The organism is Haloarcula sp. DT43 (genome assembly GCF_037078405.1).
Classification (GTDB): Archaea; Halobacteriota; Halobacteria; order Halobacteriales; family Haloarculaceae; genus Haloarcula; species Haloarcula brevis.
Window position 1 is genome coordinate 147,422 of the sequence record NZ_JAYMGZ010000003.1, and the last position, 22,157, is coordinate 169,578.

The 22,157-nt window shown below is 68.3% G+C and carries 21 protein-coding genes and 1 pseudogene; 11 read left to right on the top strand and 11 right to left on the bottom strand.

Annotated elements, in window-relative coordinates; genetic code table 11:
• Window positions 1–11 precede the first annotated feature (11 nt).
• A pseudogene (locus VI123_RS12590) lies at window positions 12–226 on the bottom strand (guanosine monophosphate reductase); the annotation flags it as partial.
• Window positions 227–299: 73 nt separating this feature from the next.
• Here VI123_RS12590 and VI123_RS12595 point away from each other — a divergent pair.
• The 5 genes from VI123_RS12595 (at window position 300) to VI123_RS12615 (ending at window position 6,891) form a co-directional block, all read left to right on the top strand.
• The gene (locus VI123_RS12595; protein WP_336338413.1) at window positions 300–845 is read left to right on the top strand and encodes a ribbon-helix-helix protein, CopG family; all 546 of its coding nucleotides are present in this window, start codon (window positions 300–302) and stop codon (window positions 843–845) included.
• A gap of 138 nt (window positions 846–983) precedes the next feature.
• The gene (locus VI123_RS12600; protein ID WP_336338414.1) at window positions 984–2,192 is read left to right on the top strand and encodes an Nramp family divalent metal transporter; all 1,209 of its coding nucleotides are present in this window, start codon (window positions 984–986) and stop codon (window positions 2,190–2,192) included.
• Entirely contained in the window at window positions 2,193–4,187 is a 1,995-nt protein-coding gene (locus tag VI123_RS12605) for a hydantoinase/oxoprolinase family protein (RefSeq protein ID WP_336338415.1), read from the top strand. It begins immediately after the preceding gene.
• Window positions 4,184–5,803: a hydantoinase B/oxoprolinase family protein gene (locus VI123_RS12610; RefSeq protein WP_336338416.1), complete on the top strand. Its 1,620-nt coding sequence runs from the start codon at window positions 4,184–4,186 to the stop codon at window positions 5,801–5,803. Before VI123_RS12605 ends, VI123_RS12610 begins: the two co-directional genes overlap by 4 nt.
• 50 nt (window positions 5,804–5,853) lie before the next feature.
• Window positions 5,854–6,891 carry an NAD(P)-binding protein gene (locus VI123_RS12615; RefSeq protein WP_336338417.1) on the top strand — a complete coding sequence of 346 codons (1,038 nt, stop codon included), beginning with the start codon at window positions 5,854–5,856 and terminating at the stop codon, window positions 6,889–6,891.
• A gap of 484 nt (window positions 6,892–7,375) precedes the next feature.
• Here VI123_RS12615 and VI123_RS12620 read toward each other — a convergent pair whose 3' ends face one another.
• The 8 genes from VI123_RS12620 to VI123_RS12655 form a co-directional block, all read right to left on the bottom strand.
• A complete protein-coding gene (locus VI123_RS12620; RefSeq protein ID WP_336338418.1) occupies window positions 7,376–7,750 on the bottom strand; it encodes a hypothetical protein in 375 nt (124 codons plus the stop codon).
• The gene (locus VI123_RS12625; RefSeq protein ID WP_336338419.1) at window positions 7,747–8,592 is read right to left on the bottom strand and encodes a ParA family protein; all 846 of its coding nucleotides are present in this window, start codon (window positions 8,590–8,592) and stop codon (window positions 7,747–7,749) included. Before VI123_RS12625 ends, VI123_RS12620 begins: the two co-directional genes overlap by 4 nt.
• Window positions 8,593–8,683: 91 nt before the next feature.
• Window positions 8,684–9,919, bottom strand: coding sequence for a tyrosine-type recombinase/integrase (locus VI123_RS12630; protein ID WP_336338420.1), 1,236 nt, complete (start codon window positions 9,917–9,919; stop codon window positions 8,684–8,686).
• Window positions 9,920–10,318: 399 nt separating this feature from the next.
• On the bottom strand, window positions 10,319–10,870 hold the full coding sequence (locus VI123_RS12635; RefSeq protein ID WP_336338421.1) for a phosphatase PAP2 family protein: 552 nt from the start codon (window positions 10,868–10,870) through the stop codon (window positions 10,319–10,321).
• 24 nt (window positions 10,871–10,894) lie between these two features.
• Window positions 10,895–11,371, bottom strand: coding sequence for a metal-dependent hydrolase (locus tag VI123_RS12640; protein WP_336338422.1), 477 nt, complete (start codon window positions 11,369–11,371; stop codon window positions 10,895–10,897).
• A 25-nt stretch (window positions 11,372–11,396) separates the two neighbouring features.
• A complete protein-coding gene (locus tag VI123_RS12645) occupies window positions 11,397–12,164 on the bottom strand; it encodes a CDP-alcohol phosphatidyltransferase family protein (RefSeq protein WP_336338423.1) in 768 nt (255 codons plus the stop codon).
• 72 nt (window positions 12,165–12,236) lie between these two features.
• A complete protein-coding gene (locus tag VI123_RS12650; RefSeq protein WP_336338424.1) occupies window positions 12,237–12,620 on the bottom strand; it encodes a DUF7475 family protein in 384 nt (127 codons plus the stop codon).
• A gap of 48 nt (window positions 12,621–12,668) precedes the next feature.
• A complete protein-coding gene (locus VI123_RS12655) occupies window positions 12,669–14,642 on the bottom strand; it encodes an aldo/keto reductase (protein ID WP_336338425.1) in 1,974 nt (657 codons plus the stop codon).
• A 140-nt stretch (window positions 14,643–14,782) separates the two neighbouring features.
• Here VI123_RS12655 and VI123_RS12660 point away from each other — a divergent pair, with 140 nt between their 5' ends.
• The 5 genes from VI123_RS12660 (at window position 14,783) to VI123_RS12680 (ending at window position 19,117) form a co-directional block, all read left to right on the top strand.
• Window positions 14,783–15,652, top strand: coding sequence for an alkaline phosphatase family protein (locus VI123_RS12660; RefSeq protein WP_407067005.1), 870 nt, complete (start codon window positions 14,783–14,785; stop codon window positions 15,650–15,652).
• A gap of 123 nt (window positions 15,653–15,775) precedes the next feature.
• Window positions 15,776–16,756, top strand: coding sequence for an MDR/zinc-dependent alcohol dehydrogenase-like family protein (locus VI123_RS12665; protein ID WP_336338427.1), 981 nt, complete (start codon window positions 15,776–15,778; stop codon window positions 16,754–16,756).
• A 35-nt stretch (window positions 16,757–16,791) separates the two neighbouring features.
• Window positions 16,792–17,169 carry a 6-pyruvoyl trahydropterin synthase family protein gene (locus VI123_RS12670; protein ID WP_336338428.1) on the top strand — a complete coding sequence of 126 codons (378 nt, stop codon included), beginning with the start codon at window positions 16,792–16,794 and terminating at the stop codon, window positions 17,167–17,169.
• The gene (locus VI123_RS12675) at window positions 17,166–18,221 is read left to right on the top strand and encodes a glycosyltransferase family 4 protein (protein ID WP_336338429.1); all 1,056 of its coding nucleotides are present in this window, start codon (window positions 17,166–17,168) and stop codon (window positions 18,219–18,221) included. The genes VI123_RS12670 and VI123_RS12675 overlap by 4 nt, the downstream gene beginning before the upstream one ends.
• Window positions 18,218–19,117 (top strand): class I SAM-dependent methyltransferase, encoded by a 900-nt coding sequence (locus tag VI123_RS12680; RefSeq protein ID WP_336338430.1) that lies wholly within the window; start codon window positions 18,218–18,220, stop codon window positions 19,115–19,117. The genes VI123_RS12675 and VI123_RS12680 overlap by 4 nt, the downstream gene beginning before the upstream one ends.
• Before the next feature lie 300 nt (window positions 19,118–19,417).
• Here the strand turns inward: VI123_RS12680 and VI123_RS12685 are convergent, their stop codons facing one another.
• Window positions 19,418–20,185 (bottom strand): SDR family oxidoreductase, encoded by a 768-nt coding sequence (locus VI123_RS12685; protein WP_336338431.1) that lies wholly within the window; start codon window positions 20,183–20,185, stop codon window positions 19,418–19,420.
• A 253-nt stretch (window positions 20,186–20,438) separates the two neighbouring features.
• Here VI123_RS12685 and VI123_RS12690 point away from each other — a divergent pair, with 253 nt between their 5' ends.
• A complete protein-coding gene (locus VI123_RS12690; protein ID WP_336338432.1) occupies window positions 20,439–21,410 on the top strand; it encodes a DUF7351 domain-containing protein in 972 nt (323 codons plus the stop codon).
• 71 nt (window positions 21,411–21,481) lie between these two features.
• Here the strand turns inward: VI123_RS12690 and sod are convergent, their stop codons facing one another.
• Window positions 21,482–22,084 (bottom strand): superoxide dismutase, encoded by a 603-nt coding sequence (gene sod / locus VI123_RS12695; RefSeq protein ID WP_336338433.1) that lies wholly within the window; start codon window positions 22,082–22,084, stop codon window positions 21,482–21,484.
• Window positions 22,085–22,157 lie beyond the last annotated feature (73 nt).

Below are 22,157 nucleotides of genomic sequence, written 5' to 3' on the forward strand. Positions count from 1 at the left end.
TCGCGTGGCGGTCAGTCGTCGCCGTCGACCGCCGCCCCGGTGCCGGCGTCGCCGACCCCCGCGGCTTCGCTGTCGACGTTGATGCCCTCCCAGTCGTGGTCGGTGTGGAACCACTCGCGCTCCGAGCGACGCGGATTAATTCCGCCTTCTCGCGGGCCGCGGCGATGGTGTGGCCGCCACAGTGGGAGAGGCCCGAGCGGATGCCAGCACAGAACTCCTCGGCGACGGCGGGAGTGCGGTCCCGGTCGGAAGAGCACCGAACGTCCTGACGTTAAGTCCGTCCGGGGACGAGAGGGGGTATGCCGACCGACCGAGTCACCGTCTCCCTGGACGAGGAGACGAGCGAGACGCTGGGGGAACTGACCGATCGAACCGGTGAGAGCCAGAGCCAACTGGTCCGCGAGGCCATCGCCTTCTACGCGGCGAACTTCGACTCGGCACACGCCAGCGACAGCGACCACCTGCAGACGTACTACGAGATGCTCTCGACGGGCGAGCACGTCCTCCTGGACGTCGACCTGCTGCACGCGCTGTTGCGCCAGTTCGACGACCCGGACGCGCGCGACGAGGAAGTGCTCGAACTCATCGACCAGGTCGCGCGGTACCACGCCCGGGAGTACGCCGACCGGTTCGACTCGCTCGGGGACGTCCTCGACTGGCTGTCGCTGTGCGGGTTCCTGACCGTCCGGCGGGACGACGACGGGGGCTTCCACGTGGTCTTCCCGTCGGAGTCGGTGCGGTGGCTGATGATTCGCTTCATCCGCGGGAGCATCGCCGACCTGCCGTTCGAGATAGACGTCGAGGAGAGCGTCTCGAAAGTGCTCTTGCGAGAGCGAGCCCAGTGAGGGGGCCGGCAGAGCGGCGGGGGCGTTCTTACTCGGTACGCGGCGTTCATACGACCGACGTGGCGACCACACACGGGTCTTAACAACGTTTTTTGATACCTGCCGGGACCCTGGCAGTAGGTATCAAAGGTAACAATCATGGATATTACGCAACGACTCAAAGCCGTCGGCCCGGGAGCGATGGTCGCGGCCGCGTTCATCGGTCCGGGCACGGTCACGACTGCCAGCGTCACCGGGGCGGAGTTCGGCTACGCGCTCCTGTGGACGATGGCGTTCTCCATCGTGGCGACGATAGTTCTCCAGGAGATGAGCGCGCGGCTCGGCCTCGTGTCCGGCGAGGGGCTGGGCGAAGCGCTCCGGGGCCGGTTCGACAGCCAGGCCGTCGAGTACGTGAGCATGGGGCTGGTCGTCGGCGCAATCGGCGTCGGGACCGCCGCCTACGAGGCCGGGAACATCCTCGGCGGTGCCGCGGGACTCGCGACGATTACCGGGCTGGACGCGCGGGTGTGGGGCGTCGTCATGGGGCTGGTCGCCGGCGCGCTCCTCTACACCGGGCGGTACAAGCTGATAGAGCGGGCGCTGGTGGGGCTCGTCGGCGTGATGGCGCTCTCGTTCGTGGCGTCGGCGCTGCTCATCGGTCCCGACCCCGGTGCGATTGCGATGGGGTTCGTCCCCGGCATCCCCTCGGGGTCGCTGTACCTCATCACCGGCCTCATCGGGACGACCATCGTCGGGTACAACCTGTTCCTGCACGCGAGCAACGTCCAGGAGCGGTGGAGCGGGCCCGAGGACATCGGTCGCTCGCGCGTCGACACGGTGGTGTCAATCGTCGCGGGCGGCGTGATTACGATTACCATCATGGTGACCGCCGCCGCGGCCTTCGAGCCGGGGACGCAGATAAGCGACATCGGCCGAATGGCCGAACAGCTCCGGCCCATCGCGGGGCCGTACGCGGAACTGTTCTTCAGCATCGGCATCTTCGCTGCCGGGTTCACCAGCGCGACGACGGCACCGCTGGCGGGCGCGTGGGCGACGACGGGCGCGCTGGGCTGGGACTCTGACATGCAGAGCACGCAGTTCCGGGCCGTCTGGGGGACCATCCTCGGCGTCGGGATTCTCTCGGTGTTGCTCGGGGGCAGCCCAGTCGAAATCATCGTGTTCGCACAGGTGGTCAACGGGATTTTATTGCCAATCGTCGCCGTGTTCCTGATATACGCGATGAACCAGCAGGACCTCCTGGGCGAGTACACGAACGGCACGGTAGCGAACGCGCTCGGGGCCATCGTGACGCTCATCGTCGTGTGGCTCGGGATTCGAACGCTGCTCGACGTCGCGGGGGTGCTGTAGATGGCGGACCGGACGGTCGGCGTCGACGTCGGCGGGACCTTCACCGACGTGGTACTGTCCCTGGACGGGGACCTGGTGACCGCGAAGGTCCCGAGCACCGAAGACCAGAGCGAGGGCGTCATCGCCGGCATCGAGAAGGCGTGTGCGGAGGCCAGCATCGAACCCGAGACGATACGGGATTTCTCACACGCGATGACCGTCTCGGTCAACGCGCTCCTCGAAGAGAACGGCGCGAAGACCGCGCTCGTTACGACCGAGGGGTTCCGGGACGTGCTGGAAATCGGCCGCCAGGACCGCCCGTCGCTGTACGACCTGTCCGCCGAGAAGCCGACGCCGCTCGTCCCCAGACGGCGGCGGTTCGAGGTGGCCGAGCGGACGACGACCGACGGGGTCGAACAGCCCGTCGACGAAGACGAGGTCCGGGCGGTCGCCGAGCAGATACGCGAGGCGGGCGTCGAGTCAGTCGCCGTCTCGCTCCTGCACGCCTACGCCCACCCGGAGAACGAGACGCGCGTCGCGGAGATACTGCGGGACGAGCTCGACGTTCCCGTCTCAGCCTCGCACGAGGTGCTCGCGGAGTTCCGCGAGTACGAGCGGACGTCGACGACCGTCGTCGACGCGTACGTCCGGCCGGCAATCGACCGCTACGTCAGCCGCCTCACCGAGCGCGCACGGGACCTCGGCCTCCCACAGCCTCGGATTATGCAGGCCAACGGCGGGATTACCGACGCCGACACCGTCAGGCGAAACGCCGTGACGACGGTCCTGTCCGGCCCCGCCGCCGGCGTCGTCGGGGCGGGGTCGATGGCGGGCGACGAGCAGGACGGCCTGGTCACGTTCGACATGGGCGGGACGTCCAGCGACGTGAGCCTCGTCCGCGACGGAGAGGCCGAGCGGACGACGGAGGGGGTCATCAACGAGCGGCCGATAAAGACGCCGATGGTCGACGTCGAGACGGTCGGGGCGGGCGGCGGGTCCATCGCCTGGGTCGACGCCGGGGGCGCGCTGCGAATCGGCCCGCGCTCGGCCGGCGCGACCCCCGGCCCCGCCTGCTACGGCAAGGGCGGTACCGAGCCGACCGTCACCGACGCGAACCTAGTGCTCGGCTACATCGGCGAGAGCACCAGCCTCGGCGGCGAACTCTCGCTGGACGCGGACGCGGCCCACGACGCGCTGGCGGCCCTCGCCGAGGAGGCCGGTCTGGACGGCCCGCTGGCGGCGGCACGTGGCGTCTACCGCGTGGCGAACGCCAACATGACCAGGGCCATCCGCTCCGTGACGGTCGAGCGGGGCTACGACCCCCGGAAGTTCGGCATCGCGGCGTTCGGCGGAGCCGGGCCGATGCACGCGGTCTCGATTGCGGACGGCCTCGACATCGACCGGGTCGTGGTTCCGCGCGCCTCGGGCGTGCTGTCGGCCTACGGCCTGCTCGCGGCCGACGAGAAGCGCGACGCGGTCCGGACCTACCAGCGGTCGCTCGACGCGGTCGAGGCCGAGGCGGTCGACGCGGTCTACGGGGAACTGGCCGACGAGCTGCTGGCTGAGGTCAGCGACCGCGAGGCGGCGGCGGTTCAGTACGCCGCGGACCTCCGGTACGCGGGCCAGAGCTTCGAACTCACCGTGCCCGTCGACCGGCCGTTCGACACCGCGGAAGCCCGGGAACGGTTCGCGGCGGCCCACGAGTCCGCGTACGGCTACCGGGCCGAGGAGCCGGTCGAACTGGTGAACTGCCGCGTGACGACGACGGTCGAACGGGACGCGCCGCCGGTCGAGTACGACGCCGAGGGCGACCCGCTGAAGGGGTCCCGCGAGGCGGCCTTCGCCGACGAGGTCCGCGAGACGCCCGTCTACGACCGGGCGCGGCTTCCCCCGGGAGACGGAATCGACGGCCCCGCAATCGTCGAGGGCGACGAGAGCACGATTGTCGTCCCGCCAGCCTGGGGCGTACAGGTGCGCGAGGACGGGGCGCTGATTGCGGAGGTGAGCGAGGCATGACCGACGGCGAGCCGGCGGGCGGGTCCGACATCGACCCCGTCACGCTGGAGATACTCAGAAACCAACTGGAGAGCGTGGCGACGGAGATGGGCCACGTCCTCATCCGCGGGGCCTACTCCCCGAACATCAAGGAGCGCCAGGACTGCTCGACGGCGCTGTTCGACGCGTCGGGCCGGATGGTCGCACAGGCCGAGCACATCCCGGTCCACCTCGGCGCGATGCCCGACGCGGTGGACGCCGTGCTCGGAAAGGACCCGAAGCCGGGCGACGTGTTCATCGTCAACGACCCGTTCGTGGGCGGGACCCACCTCCCGGACATCACGCTCGTCTCGACGATTGCGCCCGACGACGAGGTCATCGGCTACGCGGTCTCGCGGGCCCACCACGCCGACGTCGGCGGACGGTCGCCGGGGAGCATGCCGCCCGGCGCGCGCGAGATTTACGAGGAGGGGCTCCGACTGCCGGCGGTTCGCCTCGTCGACGGCGGCGAGCCAAACGAGGCAGTCCACGACCTCATCCGTGCCAACGTCCGGACGCCGGACGAGCGCGAGGCCGACCTCCGGGCCCAGCGGGCCGCGAACGCGCGGGCCGAGGAGCGGGTCGGCGAACTCCTGGAAGAACACGGGTCGACTCTGCTCGACGCGTTCGACGCCGTCATCGACTACTCCCGCGAGCGGGTCGAGGCCGAACTCGACTCGCTCCCGGACGGCACGTACCGGGCCGAAGACGTCCTCGAAGGCGACGGCGTGACCGACGCCGACGTCCCGATAGCGGCGACCGTCACCGTCGACGGGGCCTCGATAGCGGTCGACTTCGACGGGACCGCCGACCAGGTGGCGGGCAACCTGAACGCGCCGCTGTCCGTGGCCAAGAGCGCGGTCTACTTCGTCGTCCGGGCAATCACGGACCCGGAGATTCCGCCGAACCACGGCTGTTACGAGCCGGTGTCCGTCTCCGCACCCGAGGGGTCGGTGCTCAACCCGAACCCGCCGGCCGCGGTCGTCGGCGGCAACGTAGAGACGAGCCAGCGGGTCATGGACGTCACGCTGGCGGCGCTGGCCGTCGCCGCCCCGGACGAGGTGCCCGCCGGCGGACAGGGGACGATGAACAACCTCATCATCGGCGACCGCGCCGGCGAGTTCACCTACTACGAGACCATCGGCGGCGGGTTCGGGGCCCGACCCGGGAAAGACGGGATGGACGGCGTACAGGTCGGCATGACGAACACGCTCAACACGCCCGTCGAAGCGATGGAGACGGAGTACCCGCTCCGGGTCGAGCGGTACGCGCTGCGGCCGTCCAGCGGCGGCGATGGCCGACATCGCGGCGGACTTGGCCTGGAACGGACCGTCACCGTCGAGACCGACGCCACCGTCTCGCTGCTGACCGAGCGTCGGCGGACGGCCCCGGCGGGAATCGACGGCGGCGAGGACGGCGCGACGGGGGCGAACCTGGTCGACGGCGAGCCGGTCCCGGCGAAGGCGTCCGTCGACGTCGCAGCCGGGACGACCGTCTCCGTGCTGACGCCCGGTGGCGGCGGCCACGGCGACCCGGCGGACCGCGACCCGGACGCGAGAGCGCGGGACCGCCGCGACGGGAAGGTCGACGACCGCTGAGCGGCGGCGGTCGCTCGAACTTTGAAATAGCTACCGCTGGAAGGTCCCGCATGAGAGTTTCCATCGTCGGCGGGGGGTTCGCCGGGCTAGCCGCAGCGCAGTTGGCCGAGAGGGCCACCGCCGACGTCCAACTCTACGACGAAGGGTCGTACAGCGGACCGCGGCGGGGTGCCTGGGGAGAGATGGTCTGGGACTACTCGAAGCTGCCCGTAGAGCGGGACGTGCCAGGGTACGTCAGAGAAGCGACGACGGGCATCTTCGTCGGTTCGGAGGGGAAAACCACGGTGAACGTCCCCGACGGCGTGATACTGAACCGGGGAGAGCTGGAGAAACACTGGGCCAGAACGCTCGACAGAACGGAAATCGTGGAAAACGCGGCCGTCAACGAGGCGGCGTTCCGGCAGCTGGCGGCGGAGTCGGACCTGCTGGTAGACGCCACCGGCCAGTTCCCGATATCCCAACAGTTCACCGACCTGTCCTACGACGTGGCGTGTCCGACCCTGAGCGGGCGGATTGAGGCCGACTTCTCCCATCTGTACCCGGAGCCGAGGGCGCTCGCGTACGAGAACTACTTCCTGTGGATTGTGCCCCAGTCGCCCGAGGAGGCGACTGTCGGCCTCGGCTGTCGGGCGGACAGGTCCGCCGACGAACTGTACGCGGACATGCGGACCTTGCTCACGGAGATAGACGTCGAACCACCGGAGCGAGGGACGCTTTACAGCGGAACTGACGTCTCGAACGGCCTGCGGAGCCTGGCGGACTGTTCGTACGAACTGAACGGCTGTACGGTCCACGTCGCGGGCGACGCCATCGGCGTGGCGAACCGCCTGACGGGGTTCGGGATGATACACGCGGCACAGTCCGGCCGAGCGGCCGTGGGTGCCTTCTTCGGAGCGGAGTCGTACAGACGCAGACTGCTCTGTCAGAACTTCTGGCCGAAGGCGGTCACCGGCGCGCTCGCCCCCGTCCACGACACTATCGGATTGGAAGGCATCGCTCGGTTGGCAACGTCGGACATCGAGTACCAGGAGAGCTTCGAGCCACAGGGGCCGAGCGACATCGTCAGCGCCGTCCGAGCCTTCCTGTAGCTGTTCACGCGAGAGTGATTACCGGTTTCGACACGGCGATGTCGGAGGCGTCCACCACGGTGCGGACTGCCACCAGGACAGCCGGACGCTCACAGTAATCGGGTCGTCGGGCGGTTCAGATGTGAGGAGAGGAAGAGCAATCCGCGCCAGCGAACTGGTGGGCTTACGGGAAATTGCGACGGAGGCCAGCTATCGTAGCTGACTATTTAGTGTAGTTCTTTAATATTGTCGTTTAGTATAGCTATTCAGTATAGCTGGCCGACATAGCCAGATGGCTTAGCTACAAAGAGTAGCCAATTGAGGTAACAGTACAGTATAGTCAACAGAGATAGCCAGAGGGGCTGTCTGCATCGTTTCACTGGCGTGGTCAGCCACACGGACTGGCGAGAAGGGGGAGCCAGCCGGCACAGCTACCGGGCATAGTTGGCAGAGACGGTCAAGAAGAGCAGAACCGGACAGGCCGTAAGCGAATCCAGTAGCGGCGTCAGCGGGGGGCGGTCTGGTCCCAGTCGTACCCCCACTCGCGTAGCTTCTCGGCGACGAGGGCCGGGTTGTCCATGGCGACGACGAGGGCGGCCTCCAGTGCGTCGGTCTTGTACACGTCCTCGCCGACTTCGTCTTCCAGGGTCCGGAGGAAGGTCGACTCCCGCTCCTCGACCTCGGGTCGGATGAATATCGGCCGCTGCTTGCGGTCCTGCTTGACCGAGTCACGGCGGAACTTGTACGGGATGTCGGGGTGGGTCGTCCGCTCTGTGTCGGTGGGCGACGGGTCGGTGGCCGCCGGCTCGTCGTCCCCGGCGTCCGATTCTGGCTCCGAGTCCGTCTCGGCGAAGGGGTCGTCGCCGGAGCCGGACTTCATGCCGTCGCCTCCTGTTCGCGAGTCCGGCGGAGATGCGCGGCCAGTTCTTCGAACTGCTCCAGCGTTTCGAGTTCGTAGTCGCGTTCCCGGCTTCGGTGGTCTTCGATATATTTGAACGCCGAGCACTGTTTGCGCCAGCACCCCTCCAACAGCGACGTCCGCTCGCGGAACACGACCGGGATGTCGTACGACTCGGCCCGGAGCCGTTTGAGCATCTCTTCCTGGTCGTTCGTGCCCTTGAACCGGTTCGGCACCGCGGCCAACACGCCCACGTTGATGTCGAGCGTCTCCTCAAGGCCGGTGACGAGGTCCGCCAGGCCCTCGACGGACTGCTGGCCTTTCCCGCTGGGCTCGAACGGGATGACGAGGTTCCGGGTCGCGTGCAACGCGTTGTACAGTTTCACGTCCGCGGTCGCCGGCGGGTCGATGATGACCGTATCGTACTCGGACGGAACGTCGGCGTCTTTCAGCACGCGCAGGAGCTGGACGTTCGGGTTCCAGTTCTCGCCGAAGTCCGCCGCTTCCTCCTCACGGCGACGGAGGTGCTTCGAGAGCACTTCCAGGGAGTTGTGGGCCGGGAGCACGTCGACGCCTTCGGACGTTTCGACGAGGTCCGCGAACGGTCCGCGGGGTCGTTCGACAAGGTGCCGGACCAGGCTGTCGGCCTCCGAGTCCGTCCGGTGGTCCGCGACGTCGAACAGGAACGAGAGGCTCCCCTCCTGTGGGTCCATGTCGATTGCCAGCACGTCGTGACCGGCGCGGGCGTCGGCGACGGCGAGGTTCGCCGCCATCGTCGTCTTGCCGACACCGCCGGCCTCGCTGTACACGGTGTAGGTCAGCATACCCTACGGAAGACACTACCCAGATATAAAGATTAGTCAGACGGTATAGCTATACTGTATAGCCACATCGACAATCCACGGTGACCGCGGGCTACTCGTCGAACAGCCCCGCAAGCGTCTCGCGCATCTCCGCTCGTCGGTGGGACCGGGCCTCGGACTCGGAGAGGTAGTTATCCAGGACGACCTGTGCGGAGGCCGAGCCCTGCTCGGCCGCCACGTCTTCGAACCGCTCGGCGACCCGCCGGACGGCAGCGCCGTACGTCGTGTACCAGAAGCGACGCCCCGTCTTCGGCGTCGGTCGAGCGCCGTCGACGGTGATATCGGCGGCTTCGGCTACCGATTTGAACCGTCGACGGACGGTTTCGGCGGTCAGATGGCCGGTGGCCGACGCCGCAGAGGGGAGGAGATAGCCGTTCCAGTCCGGACCGGAGAGCGCTTCGATGCGCTCGCTGATCGTCGCCAGACCAGCCAACAGGGCCACGGTTCCGGGGCCGTTCTTCCGCTCGCCGTCGGTGAACTCTATGTACGGATGCGAGTCGTCGTCCGGTTCGAGGTTGAGCTGACGGACGTGCAGCGACGCGACTTCGCTCGGTCGGAGTCCCCAGCCACAGCACGCGACGACGATGAATCGGTCCCGTGGCTCGGCCGCGGCCGCGTATAGGCGCTCGACAGCGCTTCTATCGAGTGCCTCGTTGTCCCAGGAAGGGGTCTCGTCCCACCCGAATCGGGTTTCGAGGTCGGCGAGCGGATTGTACGCGGCGGTTCCGAACATCACCTGGTGCTTGTAGAACTGCCGGGTGTCCTGGACGTACTTGCGCCGCGAGGCGAGCGTCGTCAGCGTCTCGTCAGACCGGTCGAGGGCGTCGAAAGTCGCTGCGACCCGGTTCATCTCCGCGACGCGTTCGTCGGGATTTTCCAGCGGTCCGAGCAAGTCTTTCGTATCGTGGATATTGGTATATACTTTCGCGTATCGGCGTAGAATCGACCGCCGTGTGTCGATTGTGGCGTCGGCACGGCCGCGCCGGGTCGCAAGCTCGTCGAGGTACCCCTCGAGTGCCTGCTGTGTGTTGTCAGAGAGGAACGCGAACGGAGCGGTCGACCGGTCCACGTCCGGGACGCCGATTTCGTCGTAGAACTGACCGGGAGACAGGTCCAGTCGCCGCTGCAGGTGCTTGACGAATCCGGGGAACTGGCCGTTCAGCCATGCGTACGTCGGCGTCTCCGAATCCGGGTCGAAGCCATCGTCTTCCATCACCGGCACGACGGTTTCGCGGTAGAAGGACGCACAGTCCGCCAGGTCCATCGTCGCATAGCGAGTCTCAGTCATCGACTCGCGCTCGCTCGTGGAGCTGCAGTAACCGTCGCGCTGTCCGAGTTGACGCATCTGAATCACTTGATTTTCGCATACAGAGTGCTTCAGTCGCATCACTAATAATTTGTCTTGTATTGTTTTCTCACGCAGAAACCCACAACAAGACAGTTAGCGGAGGATATATTACTACAGCGGATAAATCATATGGCGCTATATCAAATTCGGGGCTCGGCGACGGATATTCCAAGCGGTTTAGACGGGCTATGAAGCGCAAATTCGGCCGATAAGCCGGCTATCCGACCCCATAGCGGTGCCTGTGAAACCCCCGTCGTCCGAGCGGGGTTGATTCGTATTTTCTCACCCCGGTAAGTCCGCGTAGGAGGTCCGTCGTTCGGTCAGGGCCGATTCCGTATCTTAGGCGGCCGTGTTCCGGACGGTCTCTCTGTCCAGGAGCCACGCAGCGAGCAGAGAGGCGGCGATACCGATACCGACGCCGGCGACGGTATCGGTGAGGTAGTGTGTCCCCAGATAGACCCGCGAGACGGCGACCAGCGTCGCCAGCGTGGCCACTGTGCCGAACGGGAGGGCGTCGGACTTCCGGGCGGTCATGGCGTACACCGTCACGGCAGCGGCGTGGCCCGACGGGAACGACGTGGCCACCGTCTCGGCCCCGTCGGTCAGACAGACCGGGGCGGCCGGAAACGGACGCTGAATCGTCAGCATGAGCGCCCCGACGAACGCACCCGCGAGCACCAGCGCGAGGAGGCTGTGGCGAAACGCCTCGTCCCAGTCGGCCAGGTAGCAGACGCCGACGAAACAGAGCGCCGCCGTCGCCGAACCGAGCCCAGTCACCGAGGTGAGAAGCTTCGTCAGCAGAGGAGTCCGTGCGGCAACGATGGCGTCCATCGTCACCGCGTCGACTCGAACGAGCAGGTCGAGGAGGTCGGCGAGTAGCTGCGCTATCACTCTCGCGTGGTAGCGCCTGCAGCATCATAGGGACTCGGTCCCGACCGGGGGCGCTCCGCCTCGCCAGCGCCGAACGAGCAGTCCCGCGACGGCCAGCCAGAGCGCGACTTCGAGGAAAAACGACGGGCTCCAGAGGTAATACAGGAAGAAAGACCCCGGTGGAAGGGCGAGCGGGTCCGTCGGAACGACGACGGGCCACAGCAGGAAGACGGCATCGCCGGGCCGGCCGTTGACGACGACGTGAACGGTATCGAGCAGGAGATGCAGCGCCCAGCCGACCGCGGCCGACAGCCCCACACGCCCGGACAGCGCCAGCGGCACCGCGAGGAGGACCAGCAGCGCCGAGTGGCCCACGGAGTGAAACAGCGACGTGACGCCGACGGTCGCCAGCGGCTTGTCGAGGAGGTCGGGGACCGCAGTGCCGGCGACCAGCCACGGCGTGGAGAGCCGGGACGCCCGGCCGGCGAGCCAGGCCGCGAGCAGGTGCGTCGGGAAGAGCATACGCGTACGTCGTCGGCGAGACGTATCAACGTCCCCCGTCGAACCACTCCCTCGGCAGCCGGCCGCTGACGACGAGGAAGTCCCGGACGAACACAGCGAGCGACGGCGCGAGGACGGCGGGCGCGAGCGCGAAGACGAGTCTGACCGGAACCGCGGGGACGAGCGCGACGGTGAGAAACGCCATCTGGACGCCCGCGAAGTACTTCCCGAGGTCGCTGTCCGGCCGGTCGAAGACCGGGCGACCGCGCAGCCGTCGCCACCGTATCCCCGCGAGGTAGACGTATCTGGCGGCGGAAATCGAGAGATACCAGACGGGGAGCCGGCCCCACAGCACCGCGAGGACGGGCGCGACGACGAACCCGAAGGTGTCGAACGCCATGTCGAGGCGCGTGCCGAGCGCCGTCTGTTGCCCGACCGTGCGGGCGACCGCGCCGTCGAGTCTGTCGAGGGCGACGCCGACGCCGTAACACGCCGCCGGTACCCACGCGAGGTCGGTCGTCGCCGGGACGACGAGGAACCCGGCGACGACGGCGTACAGCCCGCCCCGGAGCAGCGTCAGCGTGTTCGCCAGCCCGAAGACGTACCGCCACGGCCGGACGGTCTCCAGCCCGCGGCCCGCGTACCAGAGCTGTCCCGCCAGACAGACGCCCGCGACGGCGGCGGGGTGGACCATCCAGCGAGTCATCGCGTCGGCGGGGAACAGCGCGCCGACCACGGTGGCTACGGTTACGGCTCCGACGACCGGGAGGCCGACCCGGAGCCCTGCGGGCGCGTCACCCTGTCGGCCCGCCATCGCCACCTCCCGGGCCGCTCTGGGTCGGGTCGCCCACCGGCGTCGTCCGAGCCGCGTCCCGGCCGGCGCGGGTCATCGCAACAGGGCGACGAGGACGGCGAGGAGAACGACCTGTGCGAGCTTGTCGACCGCGCCCAGCGTCCCGATATCGGCCGGGAACGACTTCCCGAGCGCGACGAAGTTGACGTAGTACCACAACACGATTTGGACGAGCGTGAAGGGGACACCGACGGCGTAGACGGTCCGGCGGCGGTAGTCCAGCGCGACCAGCACAACCGCGCCCAGGAACCCGAGCCCGGCGAGCACGAAACTGATACCCATGGCCGACGGGAGCATCCTGACGCCGAGCAGGAGGTGAACGGCGGCGGAGACGAGTGCGGCGGCGATGCCGACCCAGTGCAGGCTATCGAGCGAGGCCAGGTCCGGTGAGAGCGCTTGTGTCTCGGTCGTGCTCATGCCTTACAATCGGTTTTCAGTCACATAATGATAGTGCCAAATCGGCGTTTACCGCTCGAAATCGGGCCGTTCGAGTGCCTCGATTCGGGCGCACGCCTCGGCATCCAGTCGCCGACCGGCGGCGGCGAGGTTCTCGACGACGTGGGACGGGGTCGTGCTCGACGGGATGGGGACGACGCCCTGTGTGACGTTCCACGCCAGCACGACGCCGGCGGGCGTGAGTCCGGCCTCGTCGGCGATATCGGCCAGGACTGGCTCGTCGAGCAACCCGGGGGCCGACAGCGGCGAGTGGGCAATCACGCGGATACCGCGCTCGTGACAGAACGCCACGAACTCGGGCCGTGGCTGATAGGGGTGGCGCTCTATCTGGACGAGCGCGGGCCGGACGCTCGCGGCGTCCAGAATCGTTTGCAACTGGGCTTTCGAGACGTTACAGACCCCGAGCGTGCGCGCCAGCCCCCGCCCGCGGACCGCTTCGAGGTTCGCCCACGCCCGTTCGAGCGGGACGTCGGCCGTCTCGACGTCGCCGCCGTCGTCCCGGGGGAACGTCAGCGCCTCCTGCCGGGCGACGGGCTGCTCTGCCAGCCGCGAGAGCGGCCCGCGATGGGCCCACGCCTCGGGCCAGTGCAGCGCGTAGCAGTCGAAGGCGTCGAGGCCGAGTTCGTCGAGGCTCCCCCGACACGCTTCGAGCAGGTGGTCGCGACGGTGGTTCGTGCGCCACACCTTCCCGAGGACGAACAGGCCGTCGCGGTCGGGAGTGCCCGGCGCGGCCAGCAGTTCACCGATGCGGTGTTCGTTGCCGTACAGTTCCGCGCTGTCGAGCAGGCGGTAGCCGGCGTCGAGCGCCGTCGCGATGGAGTCCGCGCGGTCGACGTACTCGCCGTCGCGGTAGCGCGAACAGCCGAAGCCGACGGGCGGCAGTCGGAGCGCGTGCTCGGCGGTCCGGCCCGCGCGGTCCCGGCTAGGTCGGACCGTCGGTACGGGAACGGGGTCGGCCGTCGCGCCGTGGTCGGGCACGTCGACCGGACCACCCGACTCGGCGGCCGCCTCGATGGCGTTGCAGACGGCGACGACGTGTGCGCCGCGCCGCCCGGTCGCTCGCGGGGGCCTGCCGCGGGCGACCCCGGCCGCCAGCGATTCGACGGGGTCAAGATACCGGTAGGGGCGGGTTGGGTGCTGTGCGGGGGCGTCGACGTACTCGCGGCCGACGCGGCCAAAGCGAACGGCGTCGGCGCTGTCGGTCATCGCACCAGTGCCCCGTAGATACAGCGACCCGTCGTCGCCGTGCAGTTCCAGCCCGTAGAACTCCCGGCTCCGATGTGGCGCGTAGAGGCTCGCGGTGAGCCGAACCGTCGGCCCCGCGGCGAACGCGAGCGTCGCTTCGACGTGGCTGGGGGCCGAGGGCCGTCGGTCCTCGCGGTCTGGCCAGCTATCGAGCGCGTCGGCGGTCCGAACCGACGCCACGGGGCCGAACCAAGAGGTCAGCAGGGCGAGCGGGTAGACGCCGCCGTCGTACAGCGGTCCGATGTCGAGGAAGGAGTCCGGCCGGTCGTGCCAGTCGGTGACGCGACCGACGTGCGCGTGGGCGTATCCCAGTTGGACGGGGCCGAGGCGTCCGTCTGACAGGAGCCGGCCCGCGCGGCGCTGGCTGGGAGCCCCCGGCGTGCCGGGCGCGCAGCCGAGCGCCAGGTCCCGCTCGCGGGCCAGTTCGAGGAGTGCCGCGGCCGCCTCGGCGTCGAGAGCCAGGGGCTTCTGTGAGTAGACGTGCCGGCCCGCCTCCAGGGCCGTCCGGGTCACGGGCGCGTGGGCGGCGTGGCTCGTCAGATTCACCACCAGCGGCGCGTCCACCGCCCCGAGCGCGGCGTCGAAGTCGGTGAAGGACGGACAGTCGTACGCGTCGGACAGCGTCCTCGCCCGCTCGCCGTCGAGGTCACAGACGCCCGCGAGCGCGAGCGGCCCATCCTCCAGTTCGGCCGCGTACTCGGACGCGATGGCCCCCGCGCCGACGAACAGACAGTGCACACAGAGACGGTGTGGGCGAGACGTATATATTGTCGGCCGGGGGACGTGGCGCTCGCCGTCCGACGTCGTGCCGGGCTCCGGGCGGTAGCCCGACCAGTTTTACCCGGACGGCACCAACACCGTGTGTGACAGAACCGGGGATGGGCCGGCTCGGGACGGCGTACCTGCGGGCGCTCCAGGCAGTCGGCCGCCGACTCGACTACGGGACGAACGTCTACGAGCGCGAGTGGGACGTCCTCGTGGTGCTCGACGGCTGTCGAGCCGACGTGCTCCGGTCGGTCGCGCCGGACGTGGGCTTCCTCGGGACGGTCGAGACGGTCCGGTCGGTCGGTAGTTCCTCCTCCGAGTGGTTGGAGAACACGTTTCTCGGCCACCCGGAGACTGGACACACCGCGATGGTCACCGGCAACACGTGGACCGACCGGTACCTCGACGCCGGGGCGTTCGCGGCGCTGGACGAGGTCTGGAAGTACGCGTGGGACGAGGACCTGGCGACCGTACCGGCGGCGGCGGTCACCGACCGCGCTATCGCACTGGCCCGCGAGCGGACCCCCGAGCGGCTGGTCGTCCACTACATGCAACCGCACCACCCGTTCGTGCCGGCGCCGCTGGAGGGCGACGACGGACTGGCCCGGACCGGCGACCACAGCAACACGGCGAACCCGTGGGTGTCCCTGCGCCGCGGCGAATTCCGGGCCGAGCGGGTCTGGGCGGCCTACGAGGCGAACCTCCGGTACGTCCTGGCGTCGGTCGGGACCCTGCTCGACAACGTCGACGGCCGGGTCGCCATCACGGCGGACCACGGCAACCTCTTCGGGGAGTGGGGGCTGTACGGCCATCCGATGCACACGCCGGTCCCGGCGCTGCTCGCGGTGCCGTGGGCCGAGGCGACGGGCGTCGACAGCGGCCGGTTCGAGCCGGAGCTGTCACCCCCCGAGCGGCTCCCGGTCTCGCGAGTCTACGGGGCCGAAGGGGACCGCGAGCGCCTCGACGCCCTCGGGTACCGCTGACCGGGATAGCTTTTAGTCGGAGAAAGCCTGGGTGCAAGACGTGCATTCCAGGAGCCGCTCCCGCACGCGCCCAGTTTGGCACCGACACACCGGCACCGACGCCCCACTGGAGGCGGCAGCCTGATGCCCGGCAAGGAGCTGTACTTCACCGGCTCGGAGTCGGTCGCCGTCGAGGAGGCCCCGATACCACGTCCCGGACCGGCGGAGGTCCGCGTCCGGACGGAGCTTTCGGGTATCAGCCCCGGGACGGAACTGCTCGTCTACCGCGGCGAGGTGTCGTCGCAGTTCGATACCGACGAGACTATCGACGCGCTGGCGGGGACGTTCTCTTATCCCCTGCGGTACGGCTACGCCGCCGTCGGCCGCGTCACGGCCGTCGGTGACGGGGTCGACGACGACTGGCTCGACCAACGCGTGTTCGCGTTCAACCCCCACGAGAGCCACTTCCTGGCCGACCCGGAGACGCTCGTCCCGACGACGCTGTCGCCCGAGCGGGCCGTGTTCATCCCCAACGCGGAGGCGGCGGTCAACTTCGTCATGGACGCCCGGCCACGCATCGGCTCCCGCGTGGTCGTCTTCGGACAGGGTCCGGTGGGGCTGTTGACCACGGCCGTCCTCGCCGAGTTCCCGCTGACCTCGCTGGTGACCGTCGACCCCTGCCAGCGCCGGCGGGACCTCTCCGAATCGTTCGGCGCGGACCGCTCGGTCGCACCCGAGGCCCTCGCCGTCGAGGACGCCGACATCACGTTCGAGCTCTCGGGGAACCCGACGGCGCTGGACGACGCTATCGACGCGACCGGCTACGCGGGCCAGGTCGTCGTCGGGTCCTGGTACGGCACCAAGGACGTGCAGCTGGCGCTTGGAAGCGACTACCACCGCAGCCACATCCGGGTCCGGAGCAGCCAGGTGAGCCGCATCGACCCCGACCACGCCGACCGCTGGGACAAGGACCGCCGGCTCGACGTCGTCCGGTCGTGGCTGGCCGAACGGGACCTCTCGGCGCTGCTGACCCACCAAATACCTATCGACCGTGCGGCCGAGGCCTATCGACTGCTGGACGAGCGGCCCGACGACGCCGTCCAGGTCGTTCTCTCCTACGAGTGACACCATTTACGTGACTCCCAGCCCTGTATCGGGTCGTGTACTCGACGACAGTGCTGACGGACTTCGTGGCACAGCACTACCTCACCGTCCCGGACGCCGGCCCCGAGGGGGAGCCCCACTCCCACCACTACGAGGTGGAACTGTGCTTTCGCGGCCCCACCCTCAACGAGTTCGACTACATCGTCGACATCGACGACGCCGAGGCCGCGCTCTCGGGCCTCGCGGACCGCTACCGCGATACCTTGCTCAACGACTGTGCGGAGTTCGAGGGGCACAACCCCAGCGTCGAACGGTTCGCCAGGGTCATCTTCGAGCGCGTCACCGACCGCGTCAGCGACGACACCGTCACCGAACTCGCCGTGACGGTCTGGGAGGACGACGAGGCCGCCGCGAGCTACGACGACGCCGTATGAGGGTCGGGCTGACGCTGTACGGGAGCCTGGAGGCGCAGTCGGGCGGGTTTCGATACGACCGGAAGCTCGTCGAGGGCCTCCGGGCCGCCGGCGACACCGTCGAAGTGGTCGAACTGCCGTGGCGCGCGTACCACCGTGGCCTGCTCGACAACGGGTCGCGGGCCCTGCGCCGGCGACTCGGCGTGGACGTCGACGTCATGTTGCAGGACGAACTCGCCCATCCGTCGCTCGTCTACACGAACCGCGCGCTCCCCTATCCCATCGTCAGCGTCGTCCACCACCTGCGGGCGAGCGAGCCCCGGCGGCTGACGCCGCTGTACCGGGCGGTCGAACGCCGCTACCTCGACACCGTCGACGCCGCCGTCTGCAACAGCCGGCCGACGCAACGCGTGGTCGCCGACCTCGGCGTCGACCGGACCGTCGTCGCGCCCCCGGCCGGCGACCGGTTCGACCCAGCGATAGATGACGAAACTATAGACGACCGCGCACGCGCGGACCCGCTCCGGGTCGTCTTCGTCGGCAACGTCACGCCCCGGAAGGGGCTGGACACGCTCGTCGACGGAGTGGCCGCCGCCGACGCCGAGGTCGCGCTCACCGTCGTCGGAACCCCGGCCGACAGGGACCACCTCGAGTCAGTCGAGGCGAGCGTCCGCGAGCGCGGCCTGTCCGACCGCGTCAGTTTCGCGGGGCGTCTCAGCGACGACGGACTGGCGGCGACCCTCGAAGCCAGTCACGTTCTCGCGGTGCCGTCCCGCTACGAGGGGTTCGGTATCGTCTATCTGGAAGGGATGAGCTACGGCCTGCCGGCCGTCGCGTCGCGGGCCGGTGGGGCCACCGACCTGGTCACCGACGGGGAGACCGGCGCGCTCGTCGACCCGGACGACCCGGCGGCCGTGGCCCGCGAACTGGAGCGGTTCGCGGCCGACCGCGACCGGCTGGCCGCGATGGGGCGGGCGGCCAGAGACCGCTACGAGGCCCACCCAGACTGGGACGAGACGACGGCGCGGGTCCGCCAGCTGCTGGCCGACGTGGCCACGGAGGTACCGGCGTGACCGACCCCTTCCAGCGGTACCTGCGGGCGAAACGGACCGTCGACGACCGGGCGCTGGACCGGCGGCTCGTCCAGACGCTACGGGGCCGACTGGGCGACCGCGCCGCCGACACCGACGGGCCGCTCCGGGTACTCGAAGTCGGGGCCGGCATCGGAACGATGCTGGCCCGGTTCGTGGACTGGGGCGTGCTCCCGGCCGGCGACGTTCGCTACACCGCGGTCGACATCGAAGCCGCGAACACCGCCGCTATCCCGGGATTCCTGCGAGAGTGGGGGGCCGACAGCGGGGTCACCGTAACCGACGCCCCGCTGACGGTCAAGACCGGTGACCGACGTATCGAGGTCGAGACCGTCGCGGCGGACGGCGTCGCGTACGCCGCCGACGCCGACGGCTACGACCTGCTGGTCGGTGCCGCGCTGCTCGACATCGTCGACCGCGACGGGCTCCCGACGCTGCTCGGCGCGCTCGCGCCCGGTGGGCACTACTACTTCCCCATCACCTTCGGCGGCGCGACCCGCTTTCGCCCGCGACACCCGGCCGACCGGGCAGTTGAGGCCCGCTACCACGACCACATGGACCGAAAGCCCGGCGGCGACAGCCGCGCCGGCGACGACGTGCTCGACCGCCTCCAGCGGCTGGACGGAGCGACGCTGACCGCGGTCGGCGGCTCGGACTGGGTCGTCCGGCCGGTCGACGGCGCGTACCCCGCCGACGAGGCGTACTTCCTCCGGCACATCCTCGACACAATCGAGGGCGCGGTCCGGGAGGTGACCGGCGACGACTTCGACGCGCTGGACGACTGGCTGGCCAGTCGACGCGAACAGGTCGCGGCCGCGGAACTACTGTATGCCACCCACCAACTGGACTTTCTGGGTCGGGCCACCCGCGGCGTTTGATTCGTGACGAGGTGCCAGATAGTCAGGTGCGAGGGCTCAATAGACGTATATTAGCGAATTCACGACCATTTATTATCTTTTTATATATGGCAGGGGAAAGTTAGAACGTAGTCCCGGTTTCGTGGACGTAGTAGTTATAGGGTGATCTAAATACCTATCTAGAGGGGAGATTCTGATGACCGACTCACACACGGCGGCCGCGGCTCGACCCGACACCGCAGTGCTGAAAATATTTTCAGTTAGAGCGCGGGCCGCCCGCTGCGGAGGCCCCTATCGCTCGAAGCGGTTCCGGGAATCGGGCTAGGGCTGGACCTGGTCGAGGGGGCGAATCAGGACCTCGTTGATGTCGACGCGTTCGGGCTGGGACACGACGAACGTGATAGTGCGGGCGATGTCCTCGGGCGCGAGCGCGTCCATCGACCCGACGTACTCCTTGACCCCCGCCTGGAGTTCGTCGTCCGGGATGTGTTCGAGGAGTTCGGTGTCGACCGCACCCGGCTCGATTGTGGCGACGTGGACGCCCGCTTCGGCGACGTCGAGGCGCAGCGAGTCGCCGAACATCTTCACGCCGGCTTTCGCCGCGTTGTAGTGGGAACTGTTCTCCTGGAGGAACCGGCCGACGACGGAGGAGAGGTTGACGACGTAGCCGCTCCCCTGGTCTATCATCGTCGGGACGACGGCGTGGGTGAGGGTGATGAGGCCGGTGAGGTTCACGTCGATGGTCGTCTGGAGGGTCTCGCGGTCCGCCTCCGTGATGTGTGCGAGCGGCATCACGCCGGCGTTGTTGACGAGGATGTCGATTTGGCCGTACTCGTCGAGTGTTGTCTCGACCAACTCGTCGATGTCGTCGTCGTCGGTGATGTCCGTCGTGACGGCGAGGGCCTCACCGTCGGTGTCCGACTCAATGCGACCGGCGAGTTCGTCAAGTTCGTCGCCGCGCCGGGCGGCGAGGACGACGCTCGCGCCGCGGGACGCGAGCGACTCCGCGGTGGCACTGCCGATGCCGGAGGAAGCGCCGGTGACGATTGCGACCTGTTCGTTCAGTTCTGAGCCGAATTCGGTTGTCATCACACGAACGGACGCCGGCCGTCCGCTTCGGCGTTATCCTATACTCAAAGTACGTTTAAATAGTCGGGCGGCAGGCCGTCGCGCTGGGACAATCTTCGCCAGAGAATCCCACTGTATCGACACCGCGCGGGCAACGAACTGGCCGGCGACCGCGAGCGGCGCAGAGCGTTTGGCACACAGGCCGGACTCCCCGATGCCGGTCGTGTGAACGCCCACCAATAGACTTACCCGGCGGCCAGACCGATAGAGCGGTATGAGCAGATTCGGTCGTGAAGCGGACTCCGAACCGGAGTTCGGCGACGCCGTCGAGGAGGATTCCGGGTCCGCGGCGGAGCATCTCGGAACCGAGGCGTCGAAAGACGGGATGGTGCCCGCGGAGGCGTTCGCGCTGCTCGGGAGCGACACCCGAATCGAGATACTGCAGGCGATGCTGGACGCGAACGCCGACGCGACGCCGGTCGGGTTCACTGACCTGTTCGAGCGGGTCGACATCGCGGACACCGCCAACTTCAACTACCACTTACAGAAGCTCACCGGCCACTTCATCAGACAGACCGAGGACGGCTACGAGTTCCGCCACCCCGGCCGGAAGGTCGTCAGTTCGATATTCGCGGGGACGCTCACCGACCACGCTCAACTGGGCTTTTTCCCCGTCGCCGGCTCCTGTCACACCTGCGGCGGGGACCTCCACGGATGGTACGTCGACGAGGTGCTCAGCATCGCCTGTGTCGACTGCACGACGGTGCTCGTTCGGTACCCGTTCCCGCCGGGCGGCATCGACGAGCGAACGCCCGAGGAGTTACTGCAGGCGTTTCACCACTACGTCCGGCACCACTACTGCATGGCCGCCGACGGGGTCTGTCCCGAGTGTACCGGGCCTGTTGAGACGGAGCCGGCCTACGAACCGACGGACGGCGGCGACTTCGACGTGACAGTCGAGCACACGTGCCAGCGGTGTGGCTACGAGCTCCAGTCGAGCGTCGGGGTGAACCTCCTCGACAACGCCGAGGTGCTCCTGTTTCACTCCGAACGCGGTATCGACCTGAGCACGGAGCCGTTCTGGCACTTCGAGTGGTGCGTGAGCGACGCGCACACGGAGGTGCTCGACGAGGACCCGCTCCGCCTGCGCATCGACATCCCCTGTGCGGGCGACGAGTTACACGTCGTGTTAGACGAGACGCTCTCGGTCATCGAGACGGCGCGACAGGAACAGCTCTCGTACTGAGAGCAGTGTGCGTCAGAAACGGGGCCGACCGATGATGCCCACGGTCGGAAAGCCAGCGGTCGTCTGCCGGCCTATTCGAACAGCTGGACGGCCTCGTCGTACCGGGAACTCGGCTCGTCCCAGTCGACGACCTCGAAGAATGCGTCGATGAAGTCGCCGCGGGCCGGACCGTAGTCGTAGTAGTAGGAGTGTTCCCAGACGTCGAGCGCGAGGATGGGGTGGCTCCCCCAGAGCGCGCCCTGGTCGTGCTTGTCGACGGCGACGTTTCGCAGTTGGTTGCTGAAGCTGTCGTAGACCAGCAGTGCCCAGCCGCCGGCGGCCGAGGCCGCGGCCTCGAACTCGTCCCGCCACGCCTCGTAGCTGCCGAAGTCCTCCTCGATGCGGTCCGCGAGGTCGCCCGCGGGTTCGTCGCCGTCCTCGGGGCTCATCGACTGCCAGAACAGGTCGTGGAGGATGTGTCCGGAGCCGTTGTGTGTCACGTTACCGAGCGCCGAGGCCGTCGAGGAGTGGTCGCCTTCCTCGCGGTTCTCGGCGAGCGTCTCTTCGGCGCTGTTCCAGCCGTTTACGTAGCCCTGGTGGTGGGTGTCGTGGTGCCACGTCAGGACCTGTTCGCTGATGTGCGGTTCGAGTGCGTCGTAGTCGTACGGAAGCGGCGGAAGTTCGTAGTCTGTCATTCGTCGTCACTACCGTCAACGGGGGTGAGCAACATGAGCGTTTTCTGTAGCGCGATATAGTTGAGTTGCTGTC

Bases quoted from the DNA above. Each gene is read 5' to 3' on its own strand.
- VI123_RS12685 (WP_336338431.1), bottom strand. From the start codon at position 20,185: ATGACAACCGAATTCGGCTCAGAACTGAACGAACAGGTCGCAATCGTC.
- VI123_RS12625 (WP_336338419.1), bottom strand. From the start codon at position 8,592: ATGCTGACCTACACCGTGTACAGCGAGGCCGGCGGTGTCGGCAAGACG.
- VI123_RS12630 (WP_336338420.1), bottom strand. From the start codon at position 9,919: ATGACTGAGACTCGCTATGCGACGATGGACCTGGCGGACTGTGCGTCC.
- VI123_RS12690 (WP_336338432.1), top strand. From the start codon at position 20,439: ATGAGCAGATTCGGTCGTGAAGCGGACTCCGAACCGGAGTTCGGCGAC.
- VI123_RS12600 (WP_336338414.1), top strand. From the start codon at position 984: ATGGATATTACGCAACGACTCAAAGCCGTCGGCCCGGGAGCGATGGTC.
- VI123_RS12620 (WP_336338418.1), bottom strand. From the start codon at position 7,750: ATGAAGTCCGGCTCCGGCGACGACCCCTTCGCCGAGACGGACTCGGAG.
- sod (WP_336338433.1), bottom strand. From the start codon at position 22,084: ATGACAGACTACGAACTTCCGCCGCTTCCGTACGACTACGACGCACTC.
- VI123_RS12650 (WP_336338424.1), bottom strand. From the start codon at position 12,620: ATGAGCACGACCGAGACACAAGCGCTCTCACCGGACCTGGCCTCGCTC.
- VI123_RS12645 (WP_336338423.1), bottom strand. From the start codon at position 12,164: ATGGCGGGCCGACAGGGTGACGCGCCCGCAGGGCTCCGGGTCGGCCTC.
- VI123_RS12660 (WP_407067005.1), top strand. From the start codon at position 14,783: ATGGGCCGGCTCGGGACGGCGTACCTGCGGGCGCTCCAGGCAGTCGGC.
- VI123_RS12665 (WP_336338427.1), top strand. From the start codon at position 15,776: ATGCCCGGCAAGGAGCTGTACTTCACCGGCTCGGAGTCGGTCGCCGTC.
- VI123_RS12605 (WP_336338415.1), top strand. From the start codon at position 2,193: ATGGCGGACCGGACGGTCGGCGTCGACGTCGGCGGGACCTTCACCGAC.
- VI123_RS12615 (WP_336338417.1), top strand. From the start codon at position 5,854: ATGAGAGTTTCCATCGTCGGCGGGGGGTTCGCCGGGCTAGCCGCAGCG.
- VI123_RS12610 (WP_336338416.1), top strand. From the start codon at position 4,184: ATGACCGACGGCGAGCCGGCGGGCGGGTCCGACATCGACCCCGTCACG.
- VI123_RS12675 (WP_336338429.1), top strand. From the start codon at position 17,166: ATGAGGGTCGGGCTGACGCTGTACGGGAGCCTGGAGGCGCAGTCGGGC.
- VI123_RS12640 (WP_336338422.1), bottom strand. From the start codon at position 11,371: ATGCTCTTCCCGACGCACCTGCTCGCGGCCTGGCTCGCCGGCCGGGCG.
- VI123_RS12595 (WP_336338413.1), top strand. From the start codon at position 300: ATGCCGACCGACCGAGTCACCGTCTCCCTGGACGAGGAGACGAGCGAG.